The organism is Terrabacter sp. GCM10028922 (genome assembly GCF_042666095.1).
In the GTDB taxonomy this organism is placed as follows: domain Bacteria; phylum Actinomycetota; class Actinomycetes; order Actinomycetales; family Dermatophilaceae; genus Terrabacter.
Window position 1 is genome coordinate 270,296 of sequence record NZ_JBHTFG010000032.1, and the last position, 25,232, is coordinate 295,527.

Consider the following 25,232-nt stretch of genomic DNA (forward strand, 5'->3'; position numbering starts at 1 on the left):
GGTCAGGGCCGCTCCGTGTCCACCCGGTCGCCCATGTCGTCCACGTCGTCCGCGTCGATCACGTGCCCGTCCGGCTCGCCGTCCAGCCGGCCGTCCAGCTGGTCCCTGACGTGGTGAAGAATGCCATGACAGGCGGCCTCGACCTCGGCGAAACACCGGGCGAAGTGCTCGTCGCCGCCGTACCACGGGTCGCCCGTCTCGAGGGTGCCCGCGGCGACGGCCTCGGGGTCGAACTCGCGGACGAGCCGGATCTTGCGCCGGTTGGCCGGTGTGCGGGCCATCCGCTGCAGGGCGCGCACGTGCCCCTCGTCGGACGCGAGGACGAGGTCGACGTCGTCGAACTCGTCGGGGTCGAACTCGCGGGCCCGGTGCTGCGAGCCGTCGTAGCCGTGCGCGGCGAGCACGGCGACGGTCCGGGGGTCCGCGTGCTCGCCGACGTGCCAGTCGCCCGTGCCGCTCGAGGTGACCCTCACCAGCGCACTCAGGCCGGCGTCGTCGACGAGGCGCTGGAGGATGACGTGCCCCATGGGCGACCTGCAGATGTTGCCGCTGCACACGAACGTGACGTGGAGTGGGCGAGACGACATGCGCCCCATTGAACACCTCCGATCCCGAGCCGATCCCCGAAGCGACCCCACTGCTCTTACCCGTTGTCGGTGGGCGGTGGCACGGTGTGGCCCATGACGACGAGCGAGCAGCCGACCACCGTGGGGGCGAGCGCCCCCGAGGAGCTCGAGCCCCGGCTCGCCGCGCTCGTGGCCGCGGGCGACCTCGACGGCATCGTCGGGCTGTATGCCGCCGACGCCGTCGTGAGCCTCCCGCGCGGTCGGGAGGCGGCCGGGTCCACGGCGATCCGCAGTGCGTTCGCGGCCGCGCTCGCTGCCGGTGCCCTCGGTCCGGTCGGCGCGGGCTCCACGGTCACCGCCCGCGCCGTCGTCTCGGGAGACCTCGCGATGACGACCTCCACCACGGCCGACGGGACCGTGCGCACCCAGGTCGCGCGCCGCTGCGCCCAGGGCCGCTGGGTCTGGGTGCGTGACGGGTCGCGCCTGCGCGACGTCCCGGCCTGCCTCCCGGTCGACTCGGGCTCGCTCGCGGTGGCGTAGTTTCGCTCTGTGACCGACGCATCCCACGGCCCTGACGCGCCTGCGCCCGTCGAGCCCGGGTCCGTCGCGTCGCGGCGGAGGTCGCACCTCATCGACCTGACCCCGCTGCGGGTCAGCCCCGCGTTCGCGCGGCTGTGGTTCGGCAACACGCTCGCCGGCATCGGCACGTTCGTCACCAACACGGCCGTGGGTCTGCACATCTACGACCTGACCCGCTCGACGTTCATGGTCTCCCTCGTCGCGTGGTTCTCGTTGCTGCCGATGATCGTGGCCGGCCTCTACGGAGGTGCGATCGCCGACCGTTTCGACCGGCGCCTGGTGGCGCTCTCGGCCTCGACCGTCGCGTGGGCCTCGACGGTCGTGCTCGCCGGCATCACGTGGTTCGGTGCCCAGCACGTGTGGATGTTCTACGTCATCACGACCGTCAACGCCGTCGCCGCGACCATCGCGTCGGCGACGCGCCAGGCGATCACGCCGCGCCTGCTGCCCAACGAGCTCCTGCCCAAGGCCGCGGCGCTGCTCGGTGTCTCGGCCGGGGTCATGGTCACGGTCGGCCCCGGCGTGGCTGGGGTGCTCGTGGCGCGAGCCGGCTACGCGTGGACCTACACGGTCGACGTCGTTCTCTTCTTCGCCGGCTTCTTCGGGCTGTGGACGCTGCCGCGCATCCGGCCCGAGGGTGAGCGGCCGACGGTGGGCGGTTTCCGGTCCGTCGTCGACGGGCTCGCACACCTGCGCCGCGCTCCCAACGTGCGGATGAGCTTCGTCGTCGACGTCATCGCAATGACCTTCGGCCAGCCGATGGTGCTCTTCCCGGCCGTCGGGGCGGTCGTCATCGGTGGCGGCTCCGTCACGGCGGGTCTGCTGCTCGCGTCGTTCGCCGTCGGCGGCATCCTGTCGAGCCTCGGCTCTGGCCGGGTGACCGGCCTGCGCTGGCAGGGCCGGGCGATCCGCAACGCCATCGTCTCCTACGGCCTGGCGATCCTCGGTTTCGGCGTCGTGCTCGCCGTCACCGAGCTCGGCGGGGGCGCGGTCACCTCGATGCACTTCGGCGACGTCAACCGGGTGGCCCTCGTGCTCGCTGCACTGTGCCTCGCCGTGGCCGGCGGCTCCGACAACATCAGCGCGATCTTTCGGCAGTCGATCCTTCAGGCCGCCGTCCCCGACCACCTGCGCGGCCGCACGCAGGGCGTCTTCACGGTCGTCGTCACCGGCGGCCCGCGGCTCGGTCAGATGTTCGCGGGCACCCTCGCGACGGTGACGGCGACGTGGGTGCCCTCCCTCGTCGGTGGGTTCCTCGTCGTGGTGCTCGTCGTGGTGACCGTCGCGCGCGTCACCTCGTTCCGCGACTACGACGCCCTCGACCCCCGCCCCTGACGACCCGCCGTTTCCCCCCAACGTCGAGTGGGCAGTTTCCACCCAGCCTCGCGGTGCAAAGTGCCCACTCGACCATCGAGTGGGCACTTCCCACCATCACGGCATACGCCCCGGTCCTCCCGCTAAGTCGAGTGGGCAGTTTCCACCGGACCTGGCGGGTGCAAAGTGCCCACTCGACCATCGAGTGGGCAGTTCCCACCATCACGGCATACGCCCCGGTCCTCCCGCTAAGTCGAGTGGGCAGTTTCCACCCGCCCCGGCATAGGCCCGGCTCGTCCCGTTAAGTCGAGTGGGCAGTTTCCACCGGGCCTGGCGGGTCCAAAGTGCCCACTCGACGGGGGTGGCAGGGTGCGTCCGGGGTCAGGAGTCCGAGTCGGGGTAGCCGGTCGGGTTCGCGCTCTGCCAACGCCACTGGTCGACGCACATGTCGTCCATGGTCTTCTCGGCGCGCCAGCCGAGCTCGGCATTGGCGCGTGATGGGTCGGCGAACGACTCGGGCAGGTCACCGGCGCGGCGACCGACCACCTCGTAGGGCAGCTCACGACCGACGGCCCGCTCGAACGCGTGGAGCACCTCGAGCACGCTCGTGCCGTGACCGGTGCCGAGGTTCCACGTGGAGACCGGGTCGTCGACCTGGCCGAGCTTGGTCAGGGCGGCCAGGTGGCCGGCGGCGAGGTCCTCGACGTGGATGTAGTCGCGCAGCGGCGTCCCGTCGGGCGTCGGGTAGTCGTCGCCGAAGACGAGGAGCTTCTCGCGGCGGCCGACCGCGACCTGGGCGATGAACGGCATGAGGTTGTTGGGGATGCCCTGCGGGTCCTCGCCGATCGTGCCGCTCGCGTGCGCCCCGACCGGGTTGAAGTAGCGCAGCAGCGCGATGCGCAGCGACGGGTCGGCGGCGGCGACGTCGCGCAGGATCTGCTCGATCATCACCTTCGTCCAGCCGTACGGGTTGGTGGCGGCGGTCGTCATGTCCTCGGTCAGCGGCGGTGGGTTGTGGCCGTAGACCGTGGCCGAGGAGCTGAAGACGAGCTTGGTCACGCCGTGGCGGCGCATCGCACGCACGAGCGAGAAGGTCGACACGAGGTTGTTCTCGTAGTACTCGAGCGGCAGCTCGACGCTCTCACCGACGGCCTTCAGCCCGGCGAAGTGGATGACGGCGTCGATGTGCTCGTGGGCGAAGAGGTGCTCGGTCTTGTCGTGGTCGCGCAGGTCGAACGAGTGCACCGGCAGGTGCGTGTCGGTCAGTGCCTCGAGCCGGTTGACCACCGTCGGCTTGCTGTTGGCGAAGTTGTCGACGATGAGGACGTCGTGCCCGGCGGCGACGAGCTGGACCACGGTGTGCGAGCCGATGTAACCGGCGCCGCCGCTGACGAGTACGCGCATGGCGCCCACCCTATCGAGGGCGGCCCCGACCGGATCAGCCCGCGTCCGCCCGTCAGACGAGCCTCAGCTCGGTGATCGCGAGGGCGAACAGCGCGAGGGGAGCGGCGAGGATGGCGACCGACACGGCATACATCGCGGCGGCAGCGAGGGGGACGGGCAGGCCGGCGACGCGCTCGGCGTCGAGCAGCTCGATGCGTGCCCTGGCGTCGGCGGTGCTCTCGCGCATGGCCATCGTGCCGGCGGGCTTCGGGCCGCCTGCCATGGCGACGATCGCCCGCCCGGTGCTGAGGACTCCCGCGCCCCGGACGGCCGCGCGGTCGGCGAGGACCTCGATGAGCAGGTGGACCTCGCGCAGCGCGGCGTCGCAGCGCACGAACCGGGGCACGGCCTCGTGGACGACGGTGAAGAACTCCATGACGAGGTCGTGGCGGGCGGCGAGGTGGGCGCGTTCGTGGGCGAGGACCGCGTCGAGCTCGTCGGGGGCGAGCCGGTCGATGGTGCCCTGGGTGAGCACGACGCGGCGGTGGACGCCGGGCACGCAGTATGCCGTCGGAGTCGTGTGCTCGAGCACCCGAGTCCGGTGGTCGCCGTCGCGCGGGTCACCGAGCAGGTCCACCAGCTCGCGGTGTCGGCGTCGGGCGGCCCGCAGGTTGCGTCCCACCCGGTCGCCGGACAGGAGCAGCCTGGCGGCGACGACGGCGCTCAGGGCGGCCGCGACCCCGACGACGACCCAGTGCTCCGAGAGCCGGACCTGGCGGCCGATGAGCGCGGGCACGGCAGCGGGTGCCGCGAGGAGCGCGGCGAGCACGGCGGCGACCGCGGTCGACTGCCAGAGCACGAGCGCAGCCCGCGGGGCCTTGCGCAGCCCCGTCGCCCGGGCGAGGACGCGCGGCACAGGCCAGGCGAGCAGGCCCGCCAGGACGACGAGCGCCGCGACGACGAGCACGGCTCAGCCTTTGCCGCGAGTGGCGTCGGGACCAGCGCCGGGCCGGCGGGCCTCGAGCTCGGCGAGGGCGGCCTTGAGCTCGTCGATCTCCTCCGGGGTCGACTCGTCGAGGAAGTGCAGCAAAGCCGACCGCCGGGTGTCCCCGGCGAGCTCGCCGAGGGTGTGGTGCAGCGACTCCGACGTCAGCTCGGCGCGGGTCGAGGCGGCGGTGTAGCGCCAGGCGCGGCCGTCGCGCTCGCGCCGGACGAGGTCCTTCTTCGCCATCCGGTCGAGCACGGTCATGAGGGTCGTGTAGGCGAGCCCCCGCTCGACCCCGATGGCGTCGTGGACCTCACGGACGGTGCGTCCCTCGGGGTGGGCCTCCGCGGTGGCCCAGAGCTCTTCCATGACGGCGCGTTCGAGGTCGCCGAGGCGGTTGCGGGGTGTGCTGGGCATGGTGTTCCAATCTAACGACCCGGGTGGTCGGCTTCGTGCATGCGGTCGTCCGTCTCGGCGTCCGCGGTGGGTGCCATCGTCCCCGATGGCCGGCGCCGCACCTCGACGACACGGTCGAAGAGCTCGGCCCCGTCGTCGCGGTGGGTCACCATGATGATCGTTCGGTCGGGCCGGTGGGTGCCCGTGGCCGACCTCGTGAGGTCCTCGAGGACGGCGCGCGCGGTCGGGGGGTCGAGGTGCGCGACGGGCTCGTCGAGGAGCACGAGCGGGCGGCCGCTCAGGTGCGCGCGGGCGATCCCGAGGCGGGCGCGCTCGCCTCCCGACAGCCCGCGACCGGTCGAGCCGAGCGTCGTGTCGAGGCCGTCGGGGAGGGCCGCGAGGAGCGGGCCGAGCCCGGCTGCGGTGAGTGCGTGCTCGACGGCCCGGTCGTCGGCGTCTGGCAGCGCCAGGGTGAGGTTGTTGCGCAGGGTGGTGGCGAAGACGTGGGTCTCGTCGTCGACCACCGCGATGCGTGACCGCGCTTGTGCCACAGGCAGGTCCAGCGTATCGGTGTCGCCGAGACGGTACGTGCCGGATGTCGGGTCGAGGTGCCGGGCGAGGACCGCGAGCAGGGTCGACTTGCCGCTGCCGTTGGGGCCGGTCACCACGACGCTGCTGCCGGCGGGCACGTCGAGGTCGGTCGGGTCGAGGTCGGTGCGCTCGCCGGTCCAGGACGCCGTCAGCCCCCGAGCCCCGACGTCGATGCCGCCGTATGCCGGGTGGCCAGGTTGCGTGGCCGGGGTGTCCTCGCGGTCCCGCTCGGCCGCACCGGCGACGGTGGGCCTCAGGTCGAGCAGGTCGTCGATGCGCCGCTCGCTCGCTCGCGCCCGGGCCAGCGCCCGCATGGCGTCGACGAGCGGAGTGATGGCCTCCGAGACCGCCACGGGCGTGAGGACGAGCAGCGCCTTGACCGGCGTCGACACCGCGAGGCCCTGGGCGATGACGGCGGTCGCGGCGACGGCAGCACCGACCGCGACGAGGAAGAGGGAGGAGGCGACTGCGCGTCCGACCGCGATCCGCCGGGTGACGCGGTCCAGGGTCGCGTGGGCCCCATCGAGCCAGCCGAGCGCGGTCGTCCAACCGCCGACGGCCCGCAGCTCGTCCGCCTGGCTCGCCATGAGCTCGCTGACCCTGTTCACCTCGGCGCGGGCAGCGAGCAGGCTTGCCAGCGAACGGGACTCGAGCCGGACAGCCAGTCCGCTGACGAGGCACACGACGACCCCGAGGGCGAGCAGGACGAGCCCGACGGGCATCGCGAAGGCCATCGTCAGGGCGATCGCGAGACCACCGGCGACGGCGGTCGAGATGACCGGCACCGTCACCCGCACCTGCGCGTCGACGACGTCCGTGAGGTCGTCGACGACCCCGGTCAGCACGTCGGAGCGCCGACGCCTCCCGAGCCGCGCCGGTGTGAGCGGGACGAGCGCCTCGTAGGCGGCGGTGCGCCGCTCGGCGAGCAGGGCGAGGGCCGCGTCGTGGCTCGTCAGCCGTTCCCAGTAGCGGAAGACCGGACGCGCCATGCCGAAGGCCCGCACCGCCACGATCGCGGTGAGCAGGGTCAGGATGACGGGCCGCTCGGAGGCTCGGACGATGAGCCATCCCGACGTGGCCGTCAGAGCCATGCCGGAGGCCGTGGCGACGCCACCGAGCAGGCCGCCGCGGACGGTGCCGGACGACGGCCACCAGACGCGTCGGGCCCGGGCAGTGGCGCGAGCTGGGCCAGCCAGTTGCGGGGGAGCCGTGGTCGTCTCGACAGGCGCCTTGTCGTTCACTGCGCCGCCTCCCGTCCGTTCGTTCGAGGTGACGTCGAGCCGCGCGCGGGCCCCGCGACCGCCGCCTCCACGAGCGAGTCGGGAGCCGTGAGCACGACGTGTTGGTCCGCGTGGGCGAGCAGCTCGTCCCGGTGTGTCACCGCGACGACGACGCGACGCTCGGCGAGCTCGGCGATGACCGCGGCGAGGTGCTCGGCTCCCTCAGGGTCCAGGTGGGCGGTCGGCTCGTCGAGGAGCAGCAGGGTCTCGGGTGCGAGCCAGGCCCGGGCGAGCGCGAGTCGCTGGCGCTGGCCGGCCGAGAGCCCGAACCCGTCGTCGCCGAGATCGGCAGAGAGCCCGCCGGGGAGCCCGGCGACGGCGCCGTCGACCTCGACCGCGCGCAGTGCCGCCCACAGCTGCTCGTCCGTGGCGGCATGACCGATGGTGAGGGCGTCGCGGATCGACCCGGTCGCGAGGAACGGCCGCTGCGTGACGTAGTGCGCGGGCGGCGCGGTGACCGCGCCCTCGTCCGGGCGCCGCAGGCCGGCGAGCAAGTCGAGCAGCGTGGACTTGCCCATGCCGGACGGCCCGGTGACGACGGTGAGGCCGGGCCCGGCCACCAGGTCGAGGTCACGCAGGACGGGAACGGACGACCCGGCATACGCGTACGTGGCCCTGCTGACCCGCACCGTCCAAGGCGCCCCCCGGCCCGACCCCCCAGCACCGAACGAGTCGTTCGACCCCGAACGCGCCGGTGCACCACCGCGCTCGGCACCGAACGACTCGTTCGCGCCCAAGGGGGCTGCGGCGGCGACGGGGGCGGGGGCGAGGTGGGCGAGGACCGCGTCGAGCGCAACGGCACCGTCGGCCGCCGCGTGGTACTCGGCTCCGACCCGGCGCACCGGCCAGTACGCCTCTGGCGCGAGCAGGATCGCGACGAGCGCGGGACCGAGGTCCATCGACCCGTGTGACAGGCGCAGGCCGACGGTGACGGCCACGATCGCGACCGAGATCGTGGCCAGCAGCTCGAGCGCGGCTGACGACAGGAACGCGATCCGCAGCGTCTCCATCGTGGCCCGCCGGTGTCGCTCGCTGACCTCGCGCACCGTGTCGACCTGGCGACGGGCGCGGCCGTACGTGACGAGGGTCGGCAGGCCGCGGACGACGTCGAGGAAGTGGCCCGACAGCGTCGCGAGTGCGGCCCACCGGCGCTCGGTCGAGTCCTGCGTGGCGCGCCCGATGAGCGCGGCGAAGAGCGGCAGCAGCGGCAGGGTCAGCACGACGACGAGCGCGCTCGGCCAGTCGACGACCGCGAGCGTGCCGACCGCGAGAGCCGGCACGACGGCCGCGTGCACCAGCGTCGGGAGGTAGCGGGCGGCATACGGCTCGACCGCCGCGGTGCCGGACGTCGCGAGCGACACGGCCGCGCCGGGGTCGAGGCGTGAGTCGGCGTCGACGGAGCCCCACCGGCGCAGCAACGCCGCCCGGAGTGCCGAGGAGACGGAGACACCGGCCCACGCCGCGACCCACTCCGTCGTGGCCGCCATGACGGCGCGGACCGAGAACAGGCCGAGCAGCCACGCCAGCGGGGTGGTGAGGCCGCTGCCCGCGACGACCGCGACGACGACGGCCGAGAGCGCGAACGCCGTTGCGATCGTGGCGATCCCGCTGGCCACGCCGGTGGCCGCGAGGACGGCTACCGGCCTCCGGACGGCTGGCGCCGTCCGGAGGAGTCGCGGGTCGAAGGGCTTCATCGGGTCACCGGTCCGTCGTCAGCGTGACGCTGGCTCGAGCGGGGCGTCCTCGGGAATGTGATTGGTGCCCAAGCGCTTCCGGAAGACCCAGTACGTCCAGCCCTGGTAGATCACGACGATCGGGGTGAAGACGAGCGCCACAACCGTCATGACCTTGAGGGTGTAGTCCGTGCTCGACGCGTTGTCGACCGTGAGGCTCCACGCCGGGTTGGTCGAGCTCGGCATGACGTTGGGGAACATCGTGAGGAAGTACGTCGCGACGGCCATCGCAATGGTGACGGCCGTGCCGAGGAACGCCCAGCCCTCGCGTCCGGCCCGGTTCGCGGCGAGTGCTCCGAGGAGGGCGACGGCCGCGACGCCGGTTGTGGCCCAGGAGGCGGCCTTGCCGTCGGCGAGCCCGATCCAGACGAGCAGCACGACGGCGAGCACGGCCGCGACCGCGCCCACGCGCTGGGCGATGAGGCGCGCCTCGTGACGGATGTCCCCGTCGGTCTTGAGTGCCACGAAGATCGCGCCGTGCGTGAGGAATAGGGTCACGAAGACGAGGCCGCCGAGGAGCCCGGCCGGGTTGAGCAGGGTGAGGACGTTGCCGGTGAACTCCTTGTCGGCGTCGATCGGCACGCCGCGCACGATGTTCGTCAGCGCGACACCCCAGAGGAATGCCGGCAGCACCGAACCCCAGAAGATCGCGAGGTCCCAGCGCGCCTTCCACTGGGCCTCCGGCCGCTTGTGGCGGTACTCGAACCCGAGGTTGCGCACGATGAGGGCGACGAGGATGACGAGCAGCGGCAGGTAGAAGCCGCTGAACAGCGTCGCGTACCAGTGGGGGAAGGCTGCGAAGGTCGCGCCTCCGGCGGTCAGCACCCACACCTCGTTGCCGTCCCAGACGGGACCGATGGTGTTGAGCAGGACGCGGCGGCGCTTCTCGGCGTCCATGGCGTCGGCCGCGTGACGCCGGCCCCCGAGCACGGGCAGCAACATGCCGACGCCGAAGTCGAAACCCTCGAGAACGAAGTACCCCGTCCACAGGACACCGAGGATGATGAACCAGACGGTAGCGAGATCCATGGCGACGCAACCCCTTTCAGTAGGCGAAGACGAGGGGGGCGTCCTCGTCCCGATCGGCGGGATCCTGCGGCTGCTCGAAGGGCTCGGCGCCCTTGCGGACGTAGTGCAGGAAGAGCTTGACCTCGACGACGGCCAGGGCGCCGTAGAGCAGGGTGAAGACGGTCATCGAGGTGATGACCTCGCCGATCGAGACGCCCGGTGAGACGCCGGATGCTGTGGTCATGAGGCCGAAGACGACCCAGGGCTGACGACCGACCTCGGTGAAGATCCAGCCGAAGCTGTTGGCGAAGAGCGGGAGGAACGGAGTGGCCACGGCGGCATACGCAAGCCACCGCGACGACGGGGTGCGTCCCCGCCGTGTCAGCCACAGGACGGCGAGCGAGACCGCTGCGCCGGCCATGCCCAGCCCGACCATGAGACGGAACGTCCAGTACGTGGTCGGGATGTTCGGGACGTATGCCGTGTCGGGGTCGGCGACGAGGGGGTTGCCGCTCGCGCCGTACGTCTCGGCGTAGGCCGCCTTGAGGTCGTTGATGCCCTGCACGGCGCCGTCGACGTCGCCCGTCGCGAGGAAGCTGAGTAGGCCCGGAACCTCGATGAGCGCGTTCGCGTGCGACCCGTCGAGCGAGCCGATCGTCAACACGGAGAACGGTGCTCCCTCGCCCGCGGGCACCGACTCGTAGAGCGCCTCGGCGGCCGCCATCTTCATCGGCTGTACCTCGGTCATGATCTTGCCCTGCACGTCGCCGGTGACGGTCACGCCGATGGCGGCGACGAGGGTGACGAGCGCGCCGATCCTGGCGGCCCGTCTGTACATCGGCGCGTCCGTGCGCTCGACTGGCTGCGCGTCGTCGTCGGCTCGTTGCGCCTCGCGACGCATGAGCCACAGGGCGACGCCCATGACGACCGCAGCCCCGGTCATGTACGCCGCGAGGACGACGTGCGGGAAGGTGACGAGCTGGACCTTGTTCGTCAGGACGGCGATGAAGTCGGTGAGCTCCGCCCGCCCGGTCGCCCGGTTGTACGTATAGCCGACGGGGTGCTGCATGAAGGAGTTCGCGGCGAGGATGAAGTACGCCGAGAGCACCGTCCCGATGTGGACCACCCACATCGTCGCGGCGTGGAGCGTCTCGGGGATGCGTCCCCAGCCGAAGATCCAGAGGCCGAGGAAGGTCGACTCGAGGAAGAAGGCGAGCAGAGCCTCGATGGCCAGCGGGGCGCCGAAGATGTCACCGACGAAGCGCGAGTAGTCGCTCCAGTTCATCCCGAACTGGAACTCCTGCACGATGCCCGTGACCAGCCCGAGCGCGAAGTTGATGAGGAAGAGCTTGCCGAAGAACTTGGCGAGCCGCAGCCACTGCTCATTGCGGGTGCGGACCCACGCGGTGTGGAAGACCGCGACGATGGCGGACATGCCGATCGTGATGGGGACGAAGAGGTAGTGGTAGACGGTCGTGATGGCGAACTGCCATCTCGCCAGGTCCGTTGCATCCATGGAGGCTCCCCGAGGGGTCAGTGGAACTACATGTCGTAGTAGATACTACAGACTGTAGTGGATGCTGCGCACCGGGGTGCCGGCGGCTTTCGCGCGGCCGCGCGCCGCGTTGACAGCGCCCCGGCCCGGTGGGTCAATCGCGGGATGGCCGACCTGCCCATCACCGTCGACGCGCACTCGCACGAGGCGCCTTTCGAGCAGGTACGCGCCCAGCTCGCCGCGCTCATCGCCGCGGGTCACCTGCTCCCGGGTGACCGGCTCCCGACGGTGCGTGCGCTGGCCGCCGACCTGGGTCTGGCGGTCAACACGGTGGCCCGGGCGTTCAAGGAGCTCGAGGCGAGCGGTCTCGTCGAGACCCGCCGCCGCGCGGGCACGGTCGTCGCGTCCGGCGAGCACACGGCCGACGTCGCCGTCGCGGCCCTGGCCACGAGGTTCGCCGTGGCGGCACGGGCGGCGGGGATCGACGACGCCGCGGCCATCGAGCTCGTTCGATCGGCCCTGCGGCAATCCTCCCGGTCCTCCTGAGTGGTGCGCGGCCACCGGCAGGGAAGCTCTGCCCTGAGATCCGCTCGATCAGGCGTTGTCGTGCGCCAGTGACGAGGACAGCTCGCGGTGGGCGTCGGCCTGGGCGAGCAGCAGCCTGGCCTTGTCCTCCACTGCCTCCACCGCGTCGGCGCCGGCGACGAAGCGCAGCGGCGGCTCGTCCCGTCCGGCCAGGTGCACCAGAGCCGTGGCGAGCTTGGCAGGGTCACCAGCCTGCTGGCCGTCCACGCCCTGCCATGCCGCCACCGTCGCGGCGGTGCGGTCGGCGTAGTCGTCGATCGAGGGCACCGCAAACTGGGTGGACTGCGGGGTGAGCAGCTCGGTGCGGAAGAAGCCGGGCTCGACGACCATGGTGCGGATCCCGAACGGTGCGACCTCTGAGGTCAGGCTCTCCATGAATCCCTCGACGCCGAACTTGGAAGCGGCGTACGCCGTCATGAAGTCACCGGCCGCGCTGATGCCGGCGGTGGAGGAGATGGTCGTCACCAGGCCGGACCGCTGAGCCCGCAGCTGCGGCAGGACGGCGCGGGTGAGATTGACCGGGCCGTAGAGGGTGGTCTTGATCCGCGCCCGGAAGTCCACCGGAGCGATCTCCTCGAAGAACCCGGCCTTGAAGTTTCCGGCATTGTTGACCAGCACGTCGATACCGCCGAACCGCTCGACGGCGGCCTCGACGGCTGCGCTCGCGGCGACGGGATCCGTGACGTCGAGGGCGACGGCCAGCAGGTCGTCGTGCTCGCCCAGCGCGGCGGTGACGGTGTCGGTCCTGCGTGCGGCGGCGACCACCGCTTGACCTGCAGCCAGGGCCGCTCTGGCGATGTCGACGCCCAGCCCACGGCCGGCCCCCTTCCCGCTGCCGGCGGACCCCGGACAGAGCCTCCTCGTCTACACCGCCGAGCCCGGGTCATGCAGCGAGGATGCGCTGACGCTCCTGGCCAGCTGGTCGGCCACCGCCCACCGTCACACAACTCAGACCAGCGACCCGCAGCCCGGAACGCAGTCCCACAAACACGAGTAGCGAAGGCGGGTGTGCGTGCAGCCCGGCAGCGATGGACATCGGCGCGGTGCTCGTCGCCGAGGGAGGCGCAGACCGGTCGGCCCGCCGAGCGACTGGGGGTGGCCGACGTGCTCCGTCGGCCACCCCCGGTCGTGACGTCAGCAGCAGCGACCCTGTGGGTGACGGTCCTGCCAGTCCAGGTGCTCGCGCCAGAACTCGCGCTCCCCGAGTGGCCGGGCGCCGGGGTGGTGCCGGGTCAGGTGTGCGCGGTACCGGTCGTAGGCGTCAGCCCCCATGACTGCGCGAAGGTATGCCGTCCCGCCCCGGAAGCCACGGATGCCGGCTGAGGCGAGCCGCGACAGGAGGGACCGACTGGTCGGCGCCACGGTCAGTGGCGCCCGGACGGCATACGTGGGGCGATCTCGTCCCACTCGGCCTGGAGCTCGCGCTCGTGTGGCGTCGGGACGAGGCCCGCGGGGGCGAAGATCCGGGACTCCACACGGGGGTCCTCGGTGTCGACACCGCGATGTCCGCGGGCAGCCCTGACGCTGGTGACGATCGCTGCGACGAGCACGATCAGGGTGAGGACGACGAAGACGACCGAGAGGGTGCCCTGGACCGTCGTGTTGCGCACGACCGCTTCCATGGCCTCGACCGACTTGGCCGTGCCGAAGCTCGTCCTTCCCTCCGCCAGCGCGGTGCGGAACGCCTCGTTCTGGGCCCAGTACCCGACCGCGGGCACCGGCGAGAAGATCTTGAACATCGACGCGGTCACCGTGACGACGGCGGCGAAGCCCAGGGGGAGCACGACCACCCACAGGTGCCGGAAGCTGCCGCGCCGCGCGACGATCGCCATGACGACGGAGAGCGCGATGACGGCGAGCAGCTGGTTCGCGATCCCGAAGAGCGGGAAGAACGTGTTGATCCCGCCGAGCGGGTCGGTGACACCGAGGACGAGGATGTAGCCCCACCCGGCGACCATGACGGCAGTGCAGATCCAGGCGCCGAGGGTCCAGGACGTGTCCTTGAACCGCGGGATGACGTTGCCGACGGTGTCCTGGAGCATGAACCGGGCCACGCGCGTCCCGGCGTCGACGGCGGTGAGGATGAAGAGCGCCTCGAACATGATCGCGAAGTGGTACCAGAAGCCCATCAGCGCGGTGCCGCCGAACCACTGGTGCAGGACCGTGGCGATACCGACGGCAAGCGTCGGCGCCCCGCCCGTGCGTGAGACCACGGACTCCTCGCCCACGTTGTGCGCCAACGTCGTCAGAGCGTCCGGAGTGAGGTTCACGCCGGAGAGCCCGAGCGAGTTGACGAACGCCACGGCACCCTCGACCGTGCCACCGGTCGCGGCGGGGGACGCGTTCATGGCGAAGTAGATCCCACGGTCGATGCTGATCGCGGCGACGAGCGCCATGATCGCCACGAACGACTCCATGAGCATGCCGCCGTAGCCGAGGAACCGGGTCTGCCGCTCCTTCTCGACGAGCTTGGGCGTCGTGCCCGACGAGATGAGCGCGTGGAAGCCGGACAACGCGCCGCACGCGATCGTGACGAAGAGGAACGGGAAGAGCGAGCCGGGCACGACCGGTCCGTTGTCGCGGCTGGCGAACTCCGAGATGGCCGGCACGGTGATCGTGGGCTGGACCACGACGATCGCGACCGCGAGCAGGACGATGACGCCGATCTTCATGAACGTCGACAGGTAGTCGCGCGGTGCGAGCAGGAGCCACACCGGCAGGACCGCGGCGATGAAGCCGTAGACGATGATCATCCACGCGATGCTCGTGCGGTCGAGGTGGAAGAACGAGGCGCCCCATGCGGACTCGGCGACCCAGCGGCCGGAGATGATGGCGAACATCAGGAGCCCGAAGCCGATGACGGAGACCTCCATGACCTTGCCCGGCCGGATGAACCGAAGGTAGACGCCCATGAAGAGCGCGATGGGCAGGGTGAGGCCGACGGAGTAGACGCCCCAAGCAGATTCGCCCAACGCGTTGACGACGACGAGCGCGAGGATCGCGGTGATGATGATCATGATGGTGAGCGTTGCGATGAGGGCCGCGGTCCCGCCGACCACGCCGAGCTCCTCCCGCGCCATCTGGCCGAGCGAGCGGCCGCCACGCCGCATCGAGAAGAACATGACGAGGTAGTCCTGCACGGCGCCCGCGAGGACGACGCCGACGATGATCCACAGGGTGCCGGGCAGGTAACCCATCTGGGCGGCCAGGACCGGGCCGACGAGCGGCCCGGCACCGGCGATGGCGGCGAAGTGGTGACCGAAGAGCACCCTGCGGTCCGTCGGCATGAAGTCCCTGCCGTTGTCCTTGGTCTCGGCAGGCGTCGCCCGGGTGTCGTCGGGCTGGGCGACGCGACGCTCGATGTACTTCGCGTAGAACCGGAACGCGATCAGGTAGGTGCTGACGGCCGCGAAGACGAACCAGATGGCGTTGATCGTCTCCCCGCGGAAGATCGCGATCATCGACCACGCGACGGCGCCCAGCGCGGCGACGGCGCTCCAGCCGAGGATCTTGCGCGGCGTCCATCGCCGGTCGTGCTGGTCGGCGACCTCTGGGTCGACCGCCGCCGGGGGCCGTGAGTGCTGGTCGGGCAGGGTTGTGCTCATTGGGTATTCCTCATCGGGGTCTCGGTGGAGGGGTTTGGCTGGTGCAGGGCCCGTCGGCCGGAGGCTCAGGCCATCGCCCGGGAGAGCTTCCACATCGCGTCGACGACACGCTCGACGTCGTCGTGCTGGTGGAACAGATGCGTCGACACACGAACCGCCCAGTGCGAGCTGCTCGCGCCGATGACCGGGAAGTCGACGTTGCGGATGACGATGGAGTGCTCGGACCTCATCCGCGAGACGAACTCGACGGACTTCGCCTGGGTGGTGACGTCCGCTGCGTTCGCGAACGGGTTGAACGACGTCAGCGCGCAGACCAGGCGGGGGTCGTCCTTGGGCGAGTACAGGCGCTCGACGCCCCACCGCTCGGCGATGAGCTCCTTGAGGTGCGCGGACAGGCCGAGGACGTGGTCCTCGATGCGCTGCCGGCCGATCGTGTCCCACATCGTCATGACCTGCTTGACGCCGGCCTGCAGGGCGATGCTGCCGTTGCCGACCGACGTGAGGTAGCGACCCATGTCGTAGGACGCCGTCGCGTTGGTCGTCCGCGGTGGCAGCCCGGCGTCGGGGTAGCTGCTCGTGATCGTGGGCCAGAACGCGGGCAGCGGGTTCGGGTTGTAGCGCGCGTCGACCTTGTTGCGGACGTAGAGCACACCCGTGCCACCGGGACCGCACTGCCACTTGGCGGCCGAGCCCGCGAAGAAGTCGACCCCGAGCTCGTGCATCGAGTAGTTCATCATCCCCGGGACGTGGGCGCCGTCGACGACCGTCACGAGGCCGTGCTCCTGGGCGAGCTCTACGAGCATCCGGATCGGGAGCATCGTGCCGGTCTTGTACGTCGGTGCCGAGAACAGCATGACCTTGGTCCGCGACGTGATGGCCTGCCGGAAGAGCTCGACGTAGTCCTCGGCGCGCTGCGCGTTGCCGACGGGCAGCGCGACCCGGCGCAGGACGACCCCCTTGCGGTCACGGAGCTGCTGCATCGGCGAGTTGCCGCCCGAGTGCTCGTGGTTCGTCGTGAGGATCTCGTCGCCCTCGGCGAGCTCGAGGCCGGCGAGGATCTTGGCCATGCCGTCGCTCGTGTTGTGGGTGATCGCCATCTCGTCCACGTCACAGCCCAGCCCGGATGCCGCCAACGCGCGGACGTCGTCGAACGAGCTGTAGCCCGACTCCGCGGCGACGGCGACCCGCAGGTTGGTGTCCTCGAGGGTCTGCAGCACGGACCTCGGCGGGGAGCCGACGGTACCGACGTTCATGAACAGCACGTTCTTGTCGAGCACGAACTGTCTCTCGACCTGCTGCCAGAAGGTGGGGTCACCGGCGAGAGGGACCGCGGCGGCGCCACGAGCCGTGGAGGCCGTCGTGGCCGACGCTGCTGACGCGGGGGACGATCCGATCAGGCCGAGGCCGCCTGTCGCGGCGGTGAAGGTTCCGGCGCCGATCAGCCGCAGGATGCCGCGACGGGAGGCGTGTGAGGTGTTGAGGACGTTGGTCATGAGTATCTCCTTTGGTTCCAATGGATTCCGGTGGACAGCTCAGCGAACGGCGATGGCGGCGATCTCGACCTTGGCGTCCCGGGGCACCCGAGCCACCTCGACCGTCGCCCGGGCTGGCGGAGCCTGCGGGAAGAACTCCGCGTAGGCCGCGTTGAACGCGGCGAAGTCGTCGAGGTCGGACAGGTACACGGTGGTGCTCACGATGTTCGACAGGGTCATCTCGTTTGCTTCGAGCACCGCTGAGAGGTTCTTCAGCACCTGCCGGGTCTGGTCCTCGATGCGCGACCCGGCGGGAATCTGGCCCGTCGCCGGGTCGATGGGCAGCTGGCCGGACAGGAACAGCTGGTTGCCGGCGGCGATGGCCTGTGAGTAGGGCCCGATCGCGGCCGGAGCCTCGGGGGAGGCGATCACGCGGTGTTGTGTGGTCGGCTCGGCGGATGCGAGGGGCTCAGCCGGACTGGCCACGCCGCTCTGGGTGCCCCAGGCGAAGGCGGCCCCGGCGAGTCCGGCCGCGAGGGCGGCGGTGAGCGTACGGGGGAGGCGGTGGATGGGCGTGCTCGAGTGGGGCGACATGGGTCCTCTGCTCTCGGACGACTGGGTCTGTTGACCGCCGCGGCGCGCGACTGCGTCGTCGGGGTCACATGGAGGTTGCGCACGTCGAGCAGAAGGTTTACACGAGCCTCATTGAACGGCAGGGAAATTCACGGGACGCGGTGAATGCCGCCGAACTGGGGACCGCTGGGAGGGTGGCGTCGAGCGGCCGTGTGCTCGATCCCGAACGCGTGGACCGCGGCCCTACGGAAGGATGACGACCCTGCTGACGGCGGGCGGCGTGGTCGATGACGGCGCCGGCGTGGGCGTCTGCTCGCTGGCGTGCAGCGCCCACAGGCCGACCACGTCGGCAGCGGCGATGAGCACGCCGGCGACGGCGACCATGACGAGGCGCCGGCGGCGGTCGCGGCGCTGCCACTCCTGCTTCGCTCGGGCGTATGCGTCGGGCGAGGACGTGGTCTGTGAGGCGAAGGCGCGCAGGGACTCGGCCAGGCGCTCGTCCATCGTGTGGTCGGTCATGGCTGTCCCTCCGTCCGCTCTTTCGACCACTCTTCCGACTGCGGCTCCAACCGGGCCGTCAGGGCGCCCATGCCACGGAAGACGTGTGACTTGACGGCTCCGGTGCTGATACCGAGGGCTTCCGCGATCTCGGTCTCCTTCAGGCCCAGCCAATAGCGTAGGACAAGAGCCTCGCGCTGGCGGGTGGACAGCGTCTGGAGCGCGTCGATGACGCGCTGTTGGTCGTCCTTGAGCAGCGCGAGGCTCTCCGCGGACTCCACGGTGGCACGCTCGAGGTCGCCGGCCTCGGTGTGCGCGTGCCGTCGCCGTACCTCGAGCTTGCGGATACGCATGCGGGCGAGGTTCGTGACGGTGCTGCGCAGGTACGCCGGTGCGGAGTTGGGGTCACGCAGCCGGCTCCACCGGCGGTGCAGCTCGCAGAACGCCTCGGAGACGAGGTCCTCCGCGTCGTGTCCTGCTCCGAGCAGGAGCGCCAGCCGTGTCAGCTGCAGGTGGTGCGTGTCGAAGAGTGCGGCCATCGCGGCCTCCCGGTCGATGTCGCGCAGGTCGACGTGGTCGGCCTGCGCCACTACTCCGCGAGTCGAGTCGGCCGAGGCCGCCGAGGGGGCTGAGGGATCCGACGAGGCGGAGGGATCCGAGGAGGACTGCGGAGGCGACGGGTCCCGGCGCAGCTCCCGCCCGGCACGGGTCGCGGGTCGCAGGTTCATGGACGCACCCGGCTTTCGGACCACAGGACGCGTCCGCCGGCCTCGACCGCCCACACCGTGACGATGTTGAGCGTGAGGGCGGCGACGCCGGCATAGACCGGTCCGGCGCCGGGAACGTCCACCGTCGGGGAGAAGCCGCCCAGGGTGACCATCGCCGTGCTGCTCACCATGCCGACGGCCCACCCCGACAGCAGGGCCGTGCGGCCGGGGCGGCGCGGAGCCAGGGTGAGCAGCAGGGGCGGGAGGGTCTGCAGCACCCAGGCTGCGCCGAGCAGATGGAGATGGATCGCGCTCTGGTTCTGGAACCCGAGCGCGAAGCCGAGGGCGCCCAGCTTGACGAGCAGCGACATGAGCCGCGCCACCTTCACCTCGTGCGCACTGCTCGCGCCGCGGTTGACGTACTCGACGTAGACGTTGCGGGCGAAGAGGGTGGCCACCCCGATCGACATGACGGCGGCGGGCACGAGGGCGGCCACGGCGATGACCCCGAGCAGCAGCCCTGCAAGCCACGGGCTGGCGAGCCGCTCGATGAGCAGGGGGATGGCGAGGTCCGAGCGCCCCGACGGCACCTCGATGCCGACGGCGGCAGCGACGACACCCATGACGGCGAAGACGCCGAGAAGGAGCGTCCACCCCAGCATCGCCGGGAGCGTGACCGCCACCGTGCGCTCACTGCGAGCCGAGAGGGCGACCATGAGGACATGGGGGAAAGCGAACAGCGCGAGCGCCGACCCCACGGCCAGGCTGGCATAGGCCAGCCCGTGCTCCGGAGGTGGCCAGAGCGTCAGGGCACGGTCCTCGAGCGCCGCCTGCGCCGACGCGGCGATCGTGGACCACGAGTGCTGCCGGGAGACGAGGACGATGAGCGTGGCGGCGGCGAGGATGACGAGGACGGCCTTGAGCACCGCGACCGGGGTCGGGGCCGCCAGCCCGTGCCGGTAGGTCGACAGCGCGAGGACGGCGAAGATGGCGACGAGGGCCAGGTCACTGCCGAGACCGTGGAGCTCGAGGCCCAGCGCGGCGAGGACGGCGCGGAGCCCCACGAGCTGCAGGGCGATGTAGGGCATCGTCGCGAGGATGCCGGTCAGGGCCACGGCGAGGGCAAGGCCCGGCGAACGGTACGAGCCCCGGATGAGGTCGGCGCCGCTGACGTAGCCGTGACGCCGAGCGATGCCGGTCAGACGTGGGAGGACGAGTAGAGCCAGCGGGAAGACGATCGTGGTGTACGCGAGAGCGTAGAAGCCGACTCCGCCAGAGCTGTGGACGACGCCGGGGACCGCGAGGAACGTGTACGCGGTGAAGATCGTCCCGCCGAGGACGCACCACAGGATCAGCCCGCCGTTGGCCCGACCCGCGAGCGCCCAGTCGTCGAGGTCGGTCGTGGACCTGCCACGCCCCACCGCCTGCCGATGCGGCCGGGCCACCGCGACGAACGAGGCCGCCGCGACGACGACTGCTCCCGCGAGTGCGGTCCCGTACCGCATGGCACCTCCGTCTCGGCGGCTCGCGATGGCTGTCAACCGAATCGCGACACTGCGCAACCACGTAGTACCGGAGCCTCCGGCGCGGTCACCGAAACCGGACACAACCACCGCGACACGCACACGAACAAGGGCAGTTCCACCACGTGAGAAGAGGCCACGGCGGCGGATCAGCGCGCCCTGAAACGGCCCTCCGGGCCCCCCGACGGGCCAGCACCCGAGAGCCGGCGGCCACGGCAGATGTCACCCGACCGGCAGGGCTCAGGCCGTCGGTGTCACCCGGGCGACGGCGATCTTCCGCCCGGACTTCGTCTCGTAGTCGGCGAAGAAGGGGTAGGCGGCGACGATGACGTCATTCCACGCGGTGTCGCGCTCGGCGCCGCGGAGCACCTCGACCTCGACGGGGTGCTTCGTCGAGCCCACCTCGATCGTCGCCGAGTGCGTCGCGCGCAGGTTGCGGATCCACTGCGGCTCGGTGGGCGCCCCGCCGGCTGAGGCAGCGAGGTAGTAGGCGCCGTCGTGCTGCACGTACGCGACCGGCACGGTGTGCGGGACGCCGGACTTCCGGCCGGGCACGGTGAGCAGCAGCACCGGGCTGCCACCTTTGGCCTTGCCGCCGACCCTCCCACCGGTTCGGCGGTAGACCCAGACGGCCGCCTTGGTGCCGGCCCGCCAGAGACGCTCGGCCATCGACGCCATGATGTTCCTCTCGCTCGAACCTCAAGCCCTCGGTCGCTTCCGAGTCAAGCACCACCCGACGGTGCCGGCCAGCGAACCGCGCAAGCCGGCATACGTTCTCGGCCGCGCGAGCGGTCAGGCCTCGGGACGCTCGTCGACGATGCGTCGCGCCTTGCCGATCGAGCGTTCGATCGACCCCGGCTCACGGACCTCGACGCGGCAGGTCGTGCCGATGCGCGCCTTGATGGTCGCCTCGAGGGTGCGTGCGATGGCATCGGCCTCGCCGGCGGGCAGCTGCGACAGCGGTTCGACGAGGACGGTCAGCTCGACCAGGCGGTCAGGCTGCCTCAGCACGCACTGGAAGTACGGCGACAGCCGCGGCTCGGCGAGCACGTGCTCCTCGATCTGCGTCGGGAAGACGTTGACACCACGGATGATCATCATGTCGTCGGTGCGCCCGGTGATCTTCTCGATCCGGCGCATCGACGGTATGGCAGTGCCGGGCAGCAGACGCGTGAGATCCCTTGTGCGGTAGCGGATCACGGGCATCGCTTGCTTCGTCAGGGAGGTGAGGACGAGCTCGCCGACCTGGCCGTCGGGCAGCACCTCGTCGGTGAGGGGGTCGATGATCTCGGGGTAGAAGTGGTCCTCCCAGACGTGCAGTCCGTCCTTCGTCGTGGCGGCCTCCTGGGCCACGCCGGGACCCATCACCTCGGAGAGCCCGTAGATGTCGACCGCGTCCATGCCGGTGCGTCGCTCGATCTCCCGGCGCATCGACTCGGTCCACGGCTCGGCGCCGAAGATGCCGACCTGCAGGCTGGTCGAGGCGGGGTCGATGCCCTCGCGCTCCATCTCGTCGATCAGGCTGAGGAAGTAGCTCGGCGTCACCATGATGACGCGCGGCTGGAAGTCGCGGATCAGCTGCACCTGCCGTTCGGTCATGCCGCCGCTCGCGGGCACGACGGTCGCACCCAGCCTCTCGACGCCGTAGTGCGCGCCGAGCCCGCCGGTGAAGAGCCCGTAGCCGTACGCGACGTGCACGACGTCCCCCGGGTGGCCCCCTGCGAGACGGATCGACCGGGCCATCAGGTCGGCCCACGTGTCGATGTCGGCCTTCGTGTAGCCGACCACCGTCGGCCGCCCGGTCGTGCCCGAGCTCGCGTGGACGCGCACGACCTGCTCGCGCGGGACGGCGAACATCCCGAACGGGTAGTTGGCCCGCAGGTCCGCCTTCGTCGTGAACGGCAGACGGCTGACGTCGTCGAGCGACCGGAGGTCGTCGGGGTGGAACCCCTTGGCGTCGAAGGCCGCCCGGTAGTGCTCGACGTTGCCGTATGCCGCCCGCACCGTCCGCTGGAGCCGCTCGAGCTGGGTGCCCCGCAGCTCGGCGAGCTCCATGGTCGGGATCTCGTGATCGGGCAGGGCGGGCGTGCGTGACTCCGGCGTCATGCCGCCCATTCTGCTCTTGCGCTCGAGCGGCACAGCGCAGGCGGGCCCTTCCCTTCCCCGCGAGAAGGTGGAGACTCGAGGTGAAGATTTGTCGTCATGAGGCAGGCGACGTGCCATCCGGCGTCCAGAGGTGCAATCATCGGCGCCTGCCGGTCACGACGATCGTCGTGACCAAGAGTAAGGAGCGACTCCGTGAAGTCTCGACACACCCTCCGGTCCCTGATCGCCGTCGCAGGGCTGAGCGTCCTGGCGCTCTCGGCCTGCAGCAGTGGCCCCACCAGCACGACGACGACCCCCGCGGCCCCCGCGAGCGGCGCCTCGGGCGTCACCCTCATCAGCGCAGGCCAGCTGACGGTCTGCACCCACCTTCCCTACGCCCCGTTCCAGTCGAACGACGACTCGGGCAAGACGGTCGGCTTCGACGTCGACATGATGGACCTCGTCGCGAAGAAGCTCGGTGTCGAGCAGGCGATCGTCGACACCCCCTTCGAGGGCATCAAGTCAGGCCAGGACATGGCCACCGGCAAGTGCGACATCGCCGCCGCCGGCATGACGATCACCGACGAGCGCAAGAAGGCCATCCTCTTCTCCGAGCCGTACTTCGACGCGACGCAGGCGCTGCTCGTCCCGACGGGCTCGACGGTCAAGACGCTCGCCGACCTCAAGGGCAAGAAGCTCGGCGCTCAGGCCTCGACGACCGGGCTCGACTACGCGACGAAGAACAAGGACGCGAACGGCTACGAGATCGTCGAGTTCCAGGACCTCGCCGCCGAGACCCAGGCCATGCTGACCGGCCAGGTCGACGGCGCGATCAACGACCTCCCCGTCTGGACCGAGGTGCTCAAGGAGAGCCCCGGCAAGGCGGCCATCGCCACCCAGTTCGACACCGGTGAGCAGTACGGCTTCGGCATGAAGCTCGGCAACGAAGCCCTCAAGAAGGTCGTCGACGAGGTCATCGCGTCGGCGAAGGCGGACGGCACCTACGACAAGCTCTACAAGAAGTGGATCGGCGACGTCCCGGCCTCCTGACGACCGGCTGACGGCCTGAACGGCCGTTGAGCGCCCAGGGCTGGCGCAGGCATCGGGTCTGCGCCAGCCTTGCCCTTGTCCGCCCCTGCGAACGAGTGAGGACAGCATGACCATCGAGACCGTCGACAACCGCCGGAGCGGCTTGACCCGCCGCCAGCGGGCCCGACTCGGCCGGGGGGTGCAGTACACGATCGGCCTGGTCGTCGTCGCGCTCATCGCCCTCAAGACCGACTGGGCCACCTTCAGCGGGGCCTTCCTCCGCAGCGACATCTTCGAGCGGATGGTGCCGCGCGTCATCACCATCGGTGTCGTCAACACCCTCATCTACACCGCGCTCGCGTTCGTCTTCGGGCTCAGCGTGGGTCTGCTCCTCGCGATGATGAAGCTGAGCTCGATCGGGCCCTATCGATGGTTCGCGACGGCATACATCGAGTTCTTCCGTGGGGTGCCGGCCCTGGTCGTCCTCTTCATGGTCGCCTACGGCATACCCAACGCCTTTCCCGGCTTCTCCTTCCCGTTCGGCACGTCCGGCATGGTCATGGTCGGTCTGGGCGTCACGGCGAGCGCCTACATGGCCGAGACGATCCGGGCGGGCATCCAGGCCGTCCCGAGGGGACAGGTCGAAGCGGCTCGGACGCTGGGCATGTCGCACTCGCGGACCATGGGCACCGTGGTGCTGCCGCAGGCGTTCCGGATCATCATCCCCCCGCTGACGAACGAGATCATCCTGCTCATCAAGGACTCGTCGCTGGTCTACGTCGTCGGTGTGACCGCGAACCAGTACGAGCTGACGAAGTTCTCGCAGGACTTCCTCAACCGGACCGTGAGCCCGACGCCCCTCATCGTCGGGGCCGTCTGCTACCTCGCGATCACGCTGCCCCTGTCCATGCTCGTGCGTCAGCTCGAGCGCCGCTACGCGAAGGCCCGATGACCATGTCGACCCCGTCCACTGCCGAGCGCGGCCCGAACCCGGCGCACGCCATCTCCATCCGCAACCTCAAGAAGTCGTTCGGTGACAACGAGGTGCTCAAGGACATCACTCTCGACGTCGACCTGGGAGAGGTCGTGTGCGTCATCGGCCCGTCCGGCTCGGGCAAGTCGACCCTGCTGCGCTGCGTCAACCTGCTCGAGGACCCCACCTCCGGCCGAATCTTCGTGGGAACCGACGAGATCACCGACCCCGACGTCGACATCGACCGCGTGCGTCGGCGCATCGGAATGGTCTTCCAGTCCTTCAACCTCTTCCCGCACCTGACCGTGCTCGACAACCTCACCGTTGCGCAGACGAAGGTGCTCAGGCGGTCGAGGGCCAAGGCGAAGGAGGTGGCCCGTCACAACCTCGAGCGAGTCGGCATGACCCACAAGGAGGATGCCTACCCCGCGCAGCTCTCCGGTGGTCAGCAGCAGCGCGTCGCCATCGCCCGGTCGCTCTCGATGGACCCCGAGCTCATGCTCTTCGACGAGCCGACCTCCGCGCTCGACCCGGAGCTCGTGGGGGAGGTGCTGGCCGTCATGAAGGCGCTGGCCGCAGAGGGGATGACGATGATGATCGTGACCCACGAGATGGCCTTCGCGCGAGAGGTGGCCCACCGCGTCGTGTTCATGGACGGCGGCTATGTGGTCGAGGAGGGGCCGGCTCACGAGGTCATCGGCGACCCACAGGAGGCGCGCACCAAGTCGTTCCTGCACCGGGTCCTCAACCCGATGGTCATCGAGGCCGAAGAGATCACCGACGAGGGCGTCCGCGACATCCACTGAGCCCGGTCCCGCTGTCTGATGTGTTTGTGGAAACACGTCGGATGTC

General features: G+C 70.6%; 23 protein-coding genes and 1 pseudogene. 6 read left to right on the top strand and 18 right to left on the bottom strand.

Annotation, left to right across the window (positions count from 1 at the left end; genetic code table 11):
• Nucleotides 1–2: 2 nt before the first annotated feature.
• Nucleotides 3–587, bottom strand: a complete 585-nt coding sequence (locus ACFQU3_RS21610) for a low molecular weight protein-tyrosine-phosphatase (protein ID WP_385913646.1) — start codon at nucleotides 585–587, stop codon at nucleotides 3–5.
• Nucleotides 588–680: 93 nt separating this feature from the next.
• Here ACFQU3_RS21610 and ACFQU3_RS21615 point away from each other — a divergent pair, with 93 nt between their 5' ends.
• Entirely contained in the window at nucleotides 681–1,106 is a 426-nt protein-coding gene (locus ACFQU3_RS21615; RefSeq protein ID WP_385913648.1) for a YybH family protein, read from the top strand.
• A gap of 9 nt (nucleotides 1,107–1,115) precedes the next feature.
• Nucleotides 1,116–2,480 (top strand): MFS transporter, encoded by a 1,365-nt coding sequence (locus ACFQU3_RS21620; protein ID WP_385913650.1) that lies wholly within the window; start codon nucleotides 1,116–1,118, stop codon nucleotides 2,478–2,480.
• 360 nt (nucleotides 2,481–2,840) lie between these two features.
• On the opposite strand, the gene galE is transcribed toward ACFQU3_RS21620, so the two are convergent.
• Genes galE through ACFQU3_RS21655 form a run of 7 tightly spaced genes read right to left on the bottom strand, consistent with a single transcriptional unit; the run spans nucleotide 2,841 to nucleotide 11,351 of the window.
• The gene (galE, locus tag ACFQU3_RS21625; RefSeq protein ID WP_385913652.1) at nucleotides 2,841–3,863 is read right to left on the bottom strand and encodes a UDP-glucose 4-epimerase GalE; all 1,023 of its coding nucleotides are present in this window, start codon (nucleotides 3,861–3,863) and stop codon (nucleotides 2,841–2,843) included.
• 52 nt (nucleotides 3,864–3,915) lie between these two features.
• On the bottom strand, nucleotides 3,916–4,809 hold the full coding sequence (locus ACFQU3_RS21630) for a M56 family metallopeptidase (protein ID WP_385913654.1): 894 nt from the start codon (nucleotides 4,807–4,809) through the stop codon (nucleotides 3,916–3,918).
• Nucleotides 4,810–4,812: 3 nt separating this feature from the next.
• Nucleotides 4,813–5,244 carry a BlaI/MecI/CopY family transcriptional regulator gene (locus ACFQU3_RS21635; protein WP_385913656.1) on the bottom strand — a complete coding sequence of 144 codons (432 nt, stop codon included), beginning with the start codon at nucleotides 5,242–5,244 and terminating at the stop codon, nucleotides 4,813–4,815.
• A gap of 11 nt (nucleotides 5,245–5,255) precedes the next feature.
• Nucleotides 5,256–7,055, bottom strand: coding sequence for a thiol reductant ABC exporter subunit CydC (cydC, locus tag ACFQU3_RS21640; RefSeq protein WP_385913658.1), 1,800 nt, complete (start codon nucleotides 7,053–7,055; stop codon nucleotides 5,256–5,258).
• Nucleotides 7,052–8,788 (bottom strand): thiol reductant ABC exporter subunit CydD, encoded by a 1,737-nt coding sequence (gene cydD / locus ACFQU3_RS21645; protein ID WP_385913660.1) that lies wholly within the window; start codon nucleotides 8,786–8,788, stop codon nucleotides 7,052–7,054. Before cydD ends, cydC begins: the two co-directional genes overlap by 4 nt.
• An 18-nt stretch (nucleotides 8,789–8,806) precedes the next feature.
• Nucleotides 8,807–9,856 carry a cytochrome d ubiquinol oxidase subunit II gene (gene cydB / locus ACFQU3_RS21650; protein WP_385913662.1) on the bottom strand — a complete coding sequence of 350 codons (1,050 nt, stop codon included), beginning with the start codon at nucleotides 9,854–9,856 and terminating at the stop codon, nucleotides 8,807–8,809.
• Between the two features lie 16 nt (nucleotides 9,857–9,872).
• On the bottom strand, nucleotides 9,873–11,351 hold the full coding sequence (locus ACFQU3_RS21655) for a cytochrome ubiquinol oxidase subunit I (protein ID WP_385913664.1): 1,479 nt from the start codon (nucleotides 11,349–11,351) through the stop codon (nucleotides 9,873–9,875).
• Between the two features lie 144 nt (nucleotides 11,352–11,495).
• On the opposite strand from ACFQU3_RS21655, the gene ACFQU3_RS21660 reads away from it, so the two are divergent.
• Nucleotides 11,496–11,876, top strand: coding sequence for a GntR family transcriptional regulator (locus ACFQU3_RS21660; protein WP_385913666.1), 381 nt, complete (start codon nucleotides 11,496–11,498; stop codon nucleotides 11,874–11,876).
• 48 nt (nucleotides 11,877–11,924) lie between these two features.
• Here the strand turns inward: ACFQU3_RS21660 and ACFQU3_RS21665 are convergent.
• The 10 genes and pseudogenes from ACFQU3_RS21665 to paaK form a co-directional block, all read right to left on the bottom strand.
• A pseudogene (locus ACFQU3_RS21665) lies at nucleotides 11,925–12,728 on the bottom strand (SDR family NAD(P)-dependent oxidoreductase); the annotation flags it as partial.
• Nucleotides 12,729–13,049: 321 nt separating this feature from the next.
• A complete protein-coding gene (locus ACFQU3_RS21670; protein ID WP_385913668.1) occupies nucleotides 13,050–13,322 on the bottom strand; it encodes a YbdD/YjiX family protein in 273 nt (90 codons plus the stop codon).
• Entirely contained in the window at nucleotides 13,280–15,520 is a 2,241-nt protein-coding gene (locus tag ACFQU3_RS21675; RefSeq protein ID WP_385913670.1) for a carbon starvation CstA family protein, read from the bottom strand. The genes ACFQU3_RS21670 and ACFQU3_RS21675 overlap by 43 nt, the downstream gene beginning before the upstream one ends.
• A 65-nt stretch (nucleotides 15,521–15,585) precedes the next feature.
• Entirely contained in the window at nucleotides 15,586–17,013 is a 1,428-nt protein-coding gene (locus ACFQU3_RS21680) for an aminotransferase class V-fold PLP-dependent enzyme (RefSeq protein WP_385913672.1), read from the bottom strand.
• A gap of 39 nt (nucleotides 17,014–17,052) precedes the next feature.
• Nucleotides 17,053–17,586, bottom strand: coding sequence for a RidA family protein (locus ACFQU3_RS21685; protein ID WP_385913674.1), 534 nt, complete (start codon nucleotides 17,584–17,586; stop codon nucleotides 17,053–17,055).
• Nucleotides 17,587–17,808: 222 nt separating this feature from the next.
• Nucleotides 17,809–18,084 (bottom strand): hypothetical protein, encoded by a 276-nt coding sequence (locus ACFQU3_RS21690; RefSeq protein ID WP_385913676.1) that lies wholly within the window; start codon nucleotides 18,082–18,084, stop codon nucleotides 17,809–17,811.
• Nucleotides 18,081–18,653 (bottom strand): RNA polymerase sigma factor, encoded by a 573-nt coding sequence (locus tag ACFQU3_RS21695; protein ID WP_385913678.1) that lies wholly within the window; start codon nucleotides 18,651–18,653, stop codon nucleotides 18,081–18,083. The genes ACFQU3_RS21690 and ACFQU3_RS21695 overlap by 4 nt, the downstream gene beginning before the upstream one ends.
• Before the next feature lie 134 nt (nucleotides 18,654–18,787).
• Nucleotides 18,788–20,275 carry a sodium:solute symporter gene (locus ACFQU3_RS21700; RefSeq protein WP_385913680.1) on the bottom strand — a complete coding sequence of 496 codons (1,488 nt, stop codon included), beginning with the start codon at nucleotides 20,273–20,275 and terminating at the stop codon, nucleotides 18,788–18,790.
• Nucleotides 20,276–20,533: 258 nt separating this feature from the next.
• The gene (locus ACFQU3_RS21705; protein ID WP_385913682.1) at nucleotides 20,534–20,962 is read right to left on the bottom strand and encodes a nitroreductase/quinone reductase family protein; all 429 of its coding nucleotides are present in this window, start codon (nucleotides 20,960–20,962) and stop codon (nucleotides 20,534–20,536) included.
• A gap of 123 nt (nucleotides 20,963–21,085) precedes the next feature.
• Entirely contained in the window at nucleotides 21,086–22,399 is a 1,314-nt protein-coding gene (paaK, locus tag ACFQU3_RS21710) for a phenylacetate--CoA ligase PaaK (RefSeq protein WP_385913684.1), read from the bottom strand.
• A gap of 192 nt (nucleotides 22,400–22,591) precedes the next feature.
• Between paaK and ACFQU3_RS21715 the strand changes: the two genes are divergently transcribed.
• The 3 genes from ACFQU3_RS21715 to ACFQU3_RS21725 all read left to right on the top strand — a co-directional run bounded on the left by ACFQU3_RS21715 (nucleotide 22,592) and on the right by ACFQU3_RS21725 (nucleotide 25,186).
• Nucleotides 22,592–23,428 (top strand): ABC transporter substrate-binding protein, encoded by an 837-nt coding sequence (locus tag ACFQU3_RS21715; RefSeq protein ID WP_385913686.1) that lies wholly within the window; start codon nucleotides 22,592–22,594, stop codon nucleotides 23,426–23,428.
• 106 nt (nucleotides 23,429–23,534) lie between these two features.
• A complete protein-coding gene (locus ACFQU3_RS21720; protein ID WP_385913688.1) occupies nucleotides 23,535–24,359 on the top strand; it encodes an amino acid ABC transporter permease in 825 nt (274 codons plus the stop codon).
• A complete protein-coding gene (locus tag ACFQU3_RS21725; RefSeq protein WP_385913690.1) occupies nucleotides 24,356–25,186 on the top strand; it encodes an amino acid ABC transporter ATP-binding protein in 831 nt (276 codons plus the stop codon). Before ACFQU3_RS21720 ends, ACFQU3_RS21725 begins: the two co-directional genes overlap by 4 nt.
• Nucleotides 25,187–25,232: the final 46 nt, after the last annotated feature.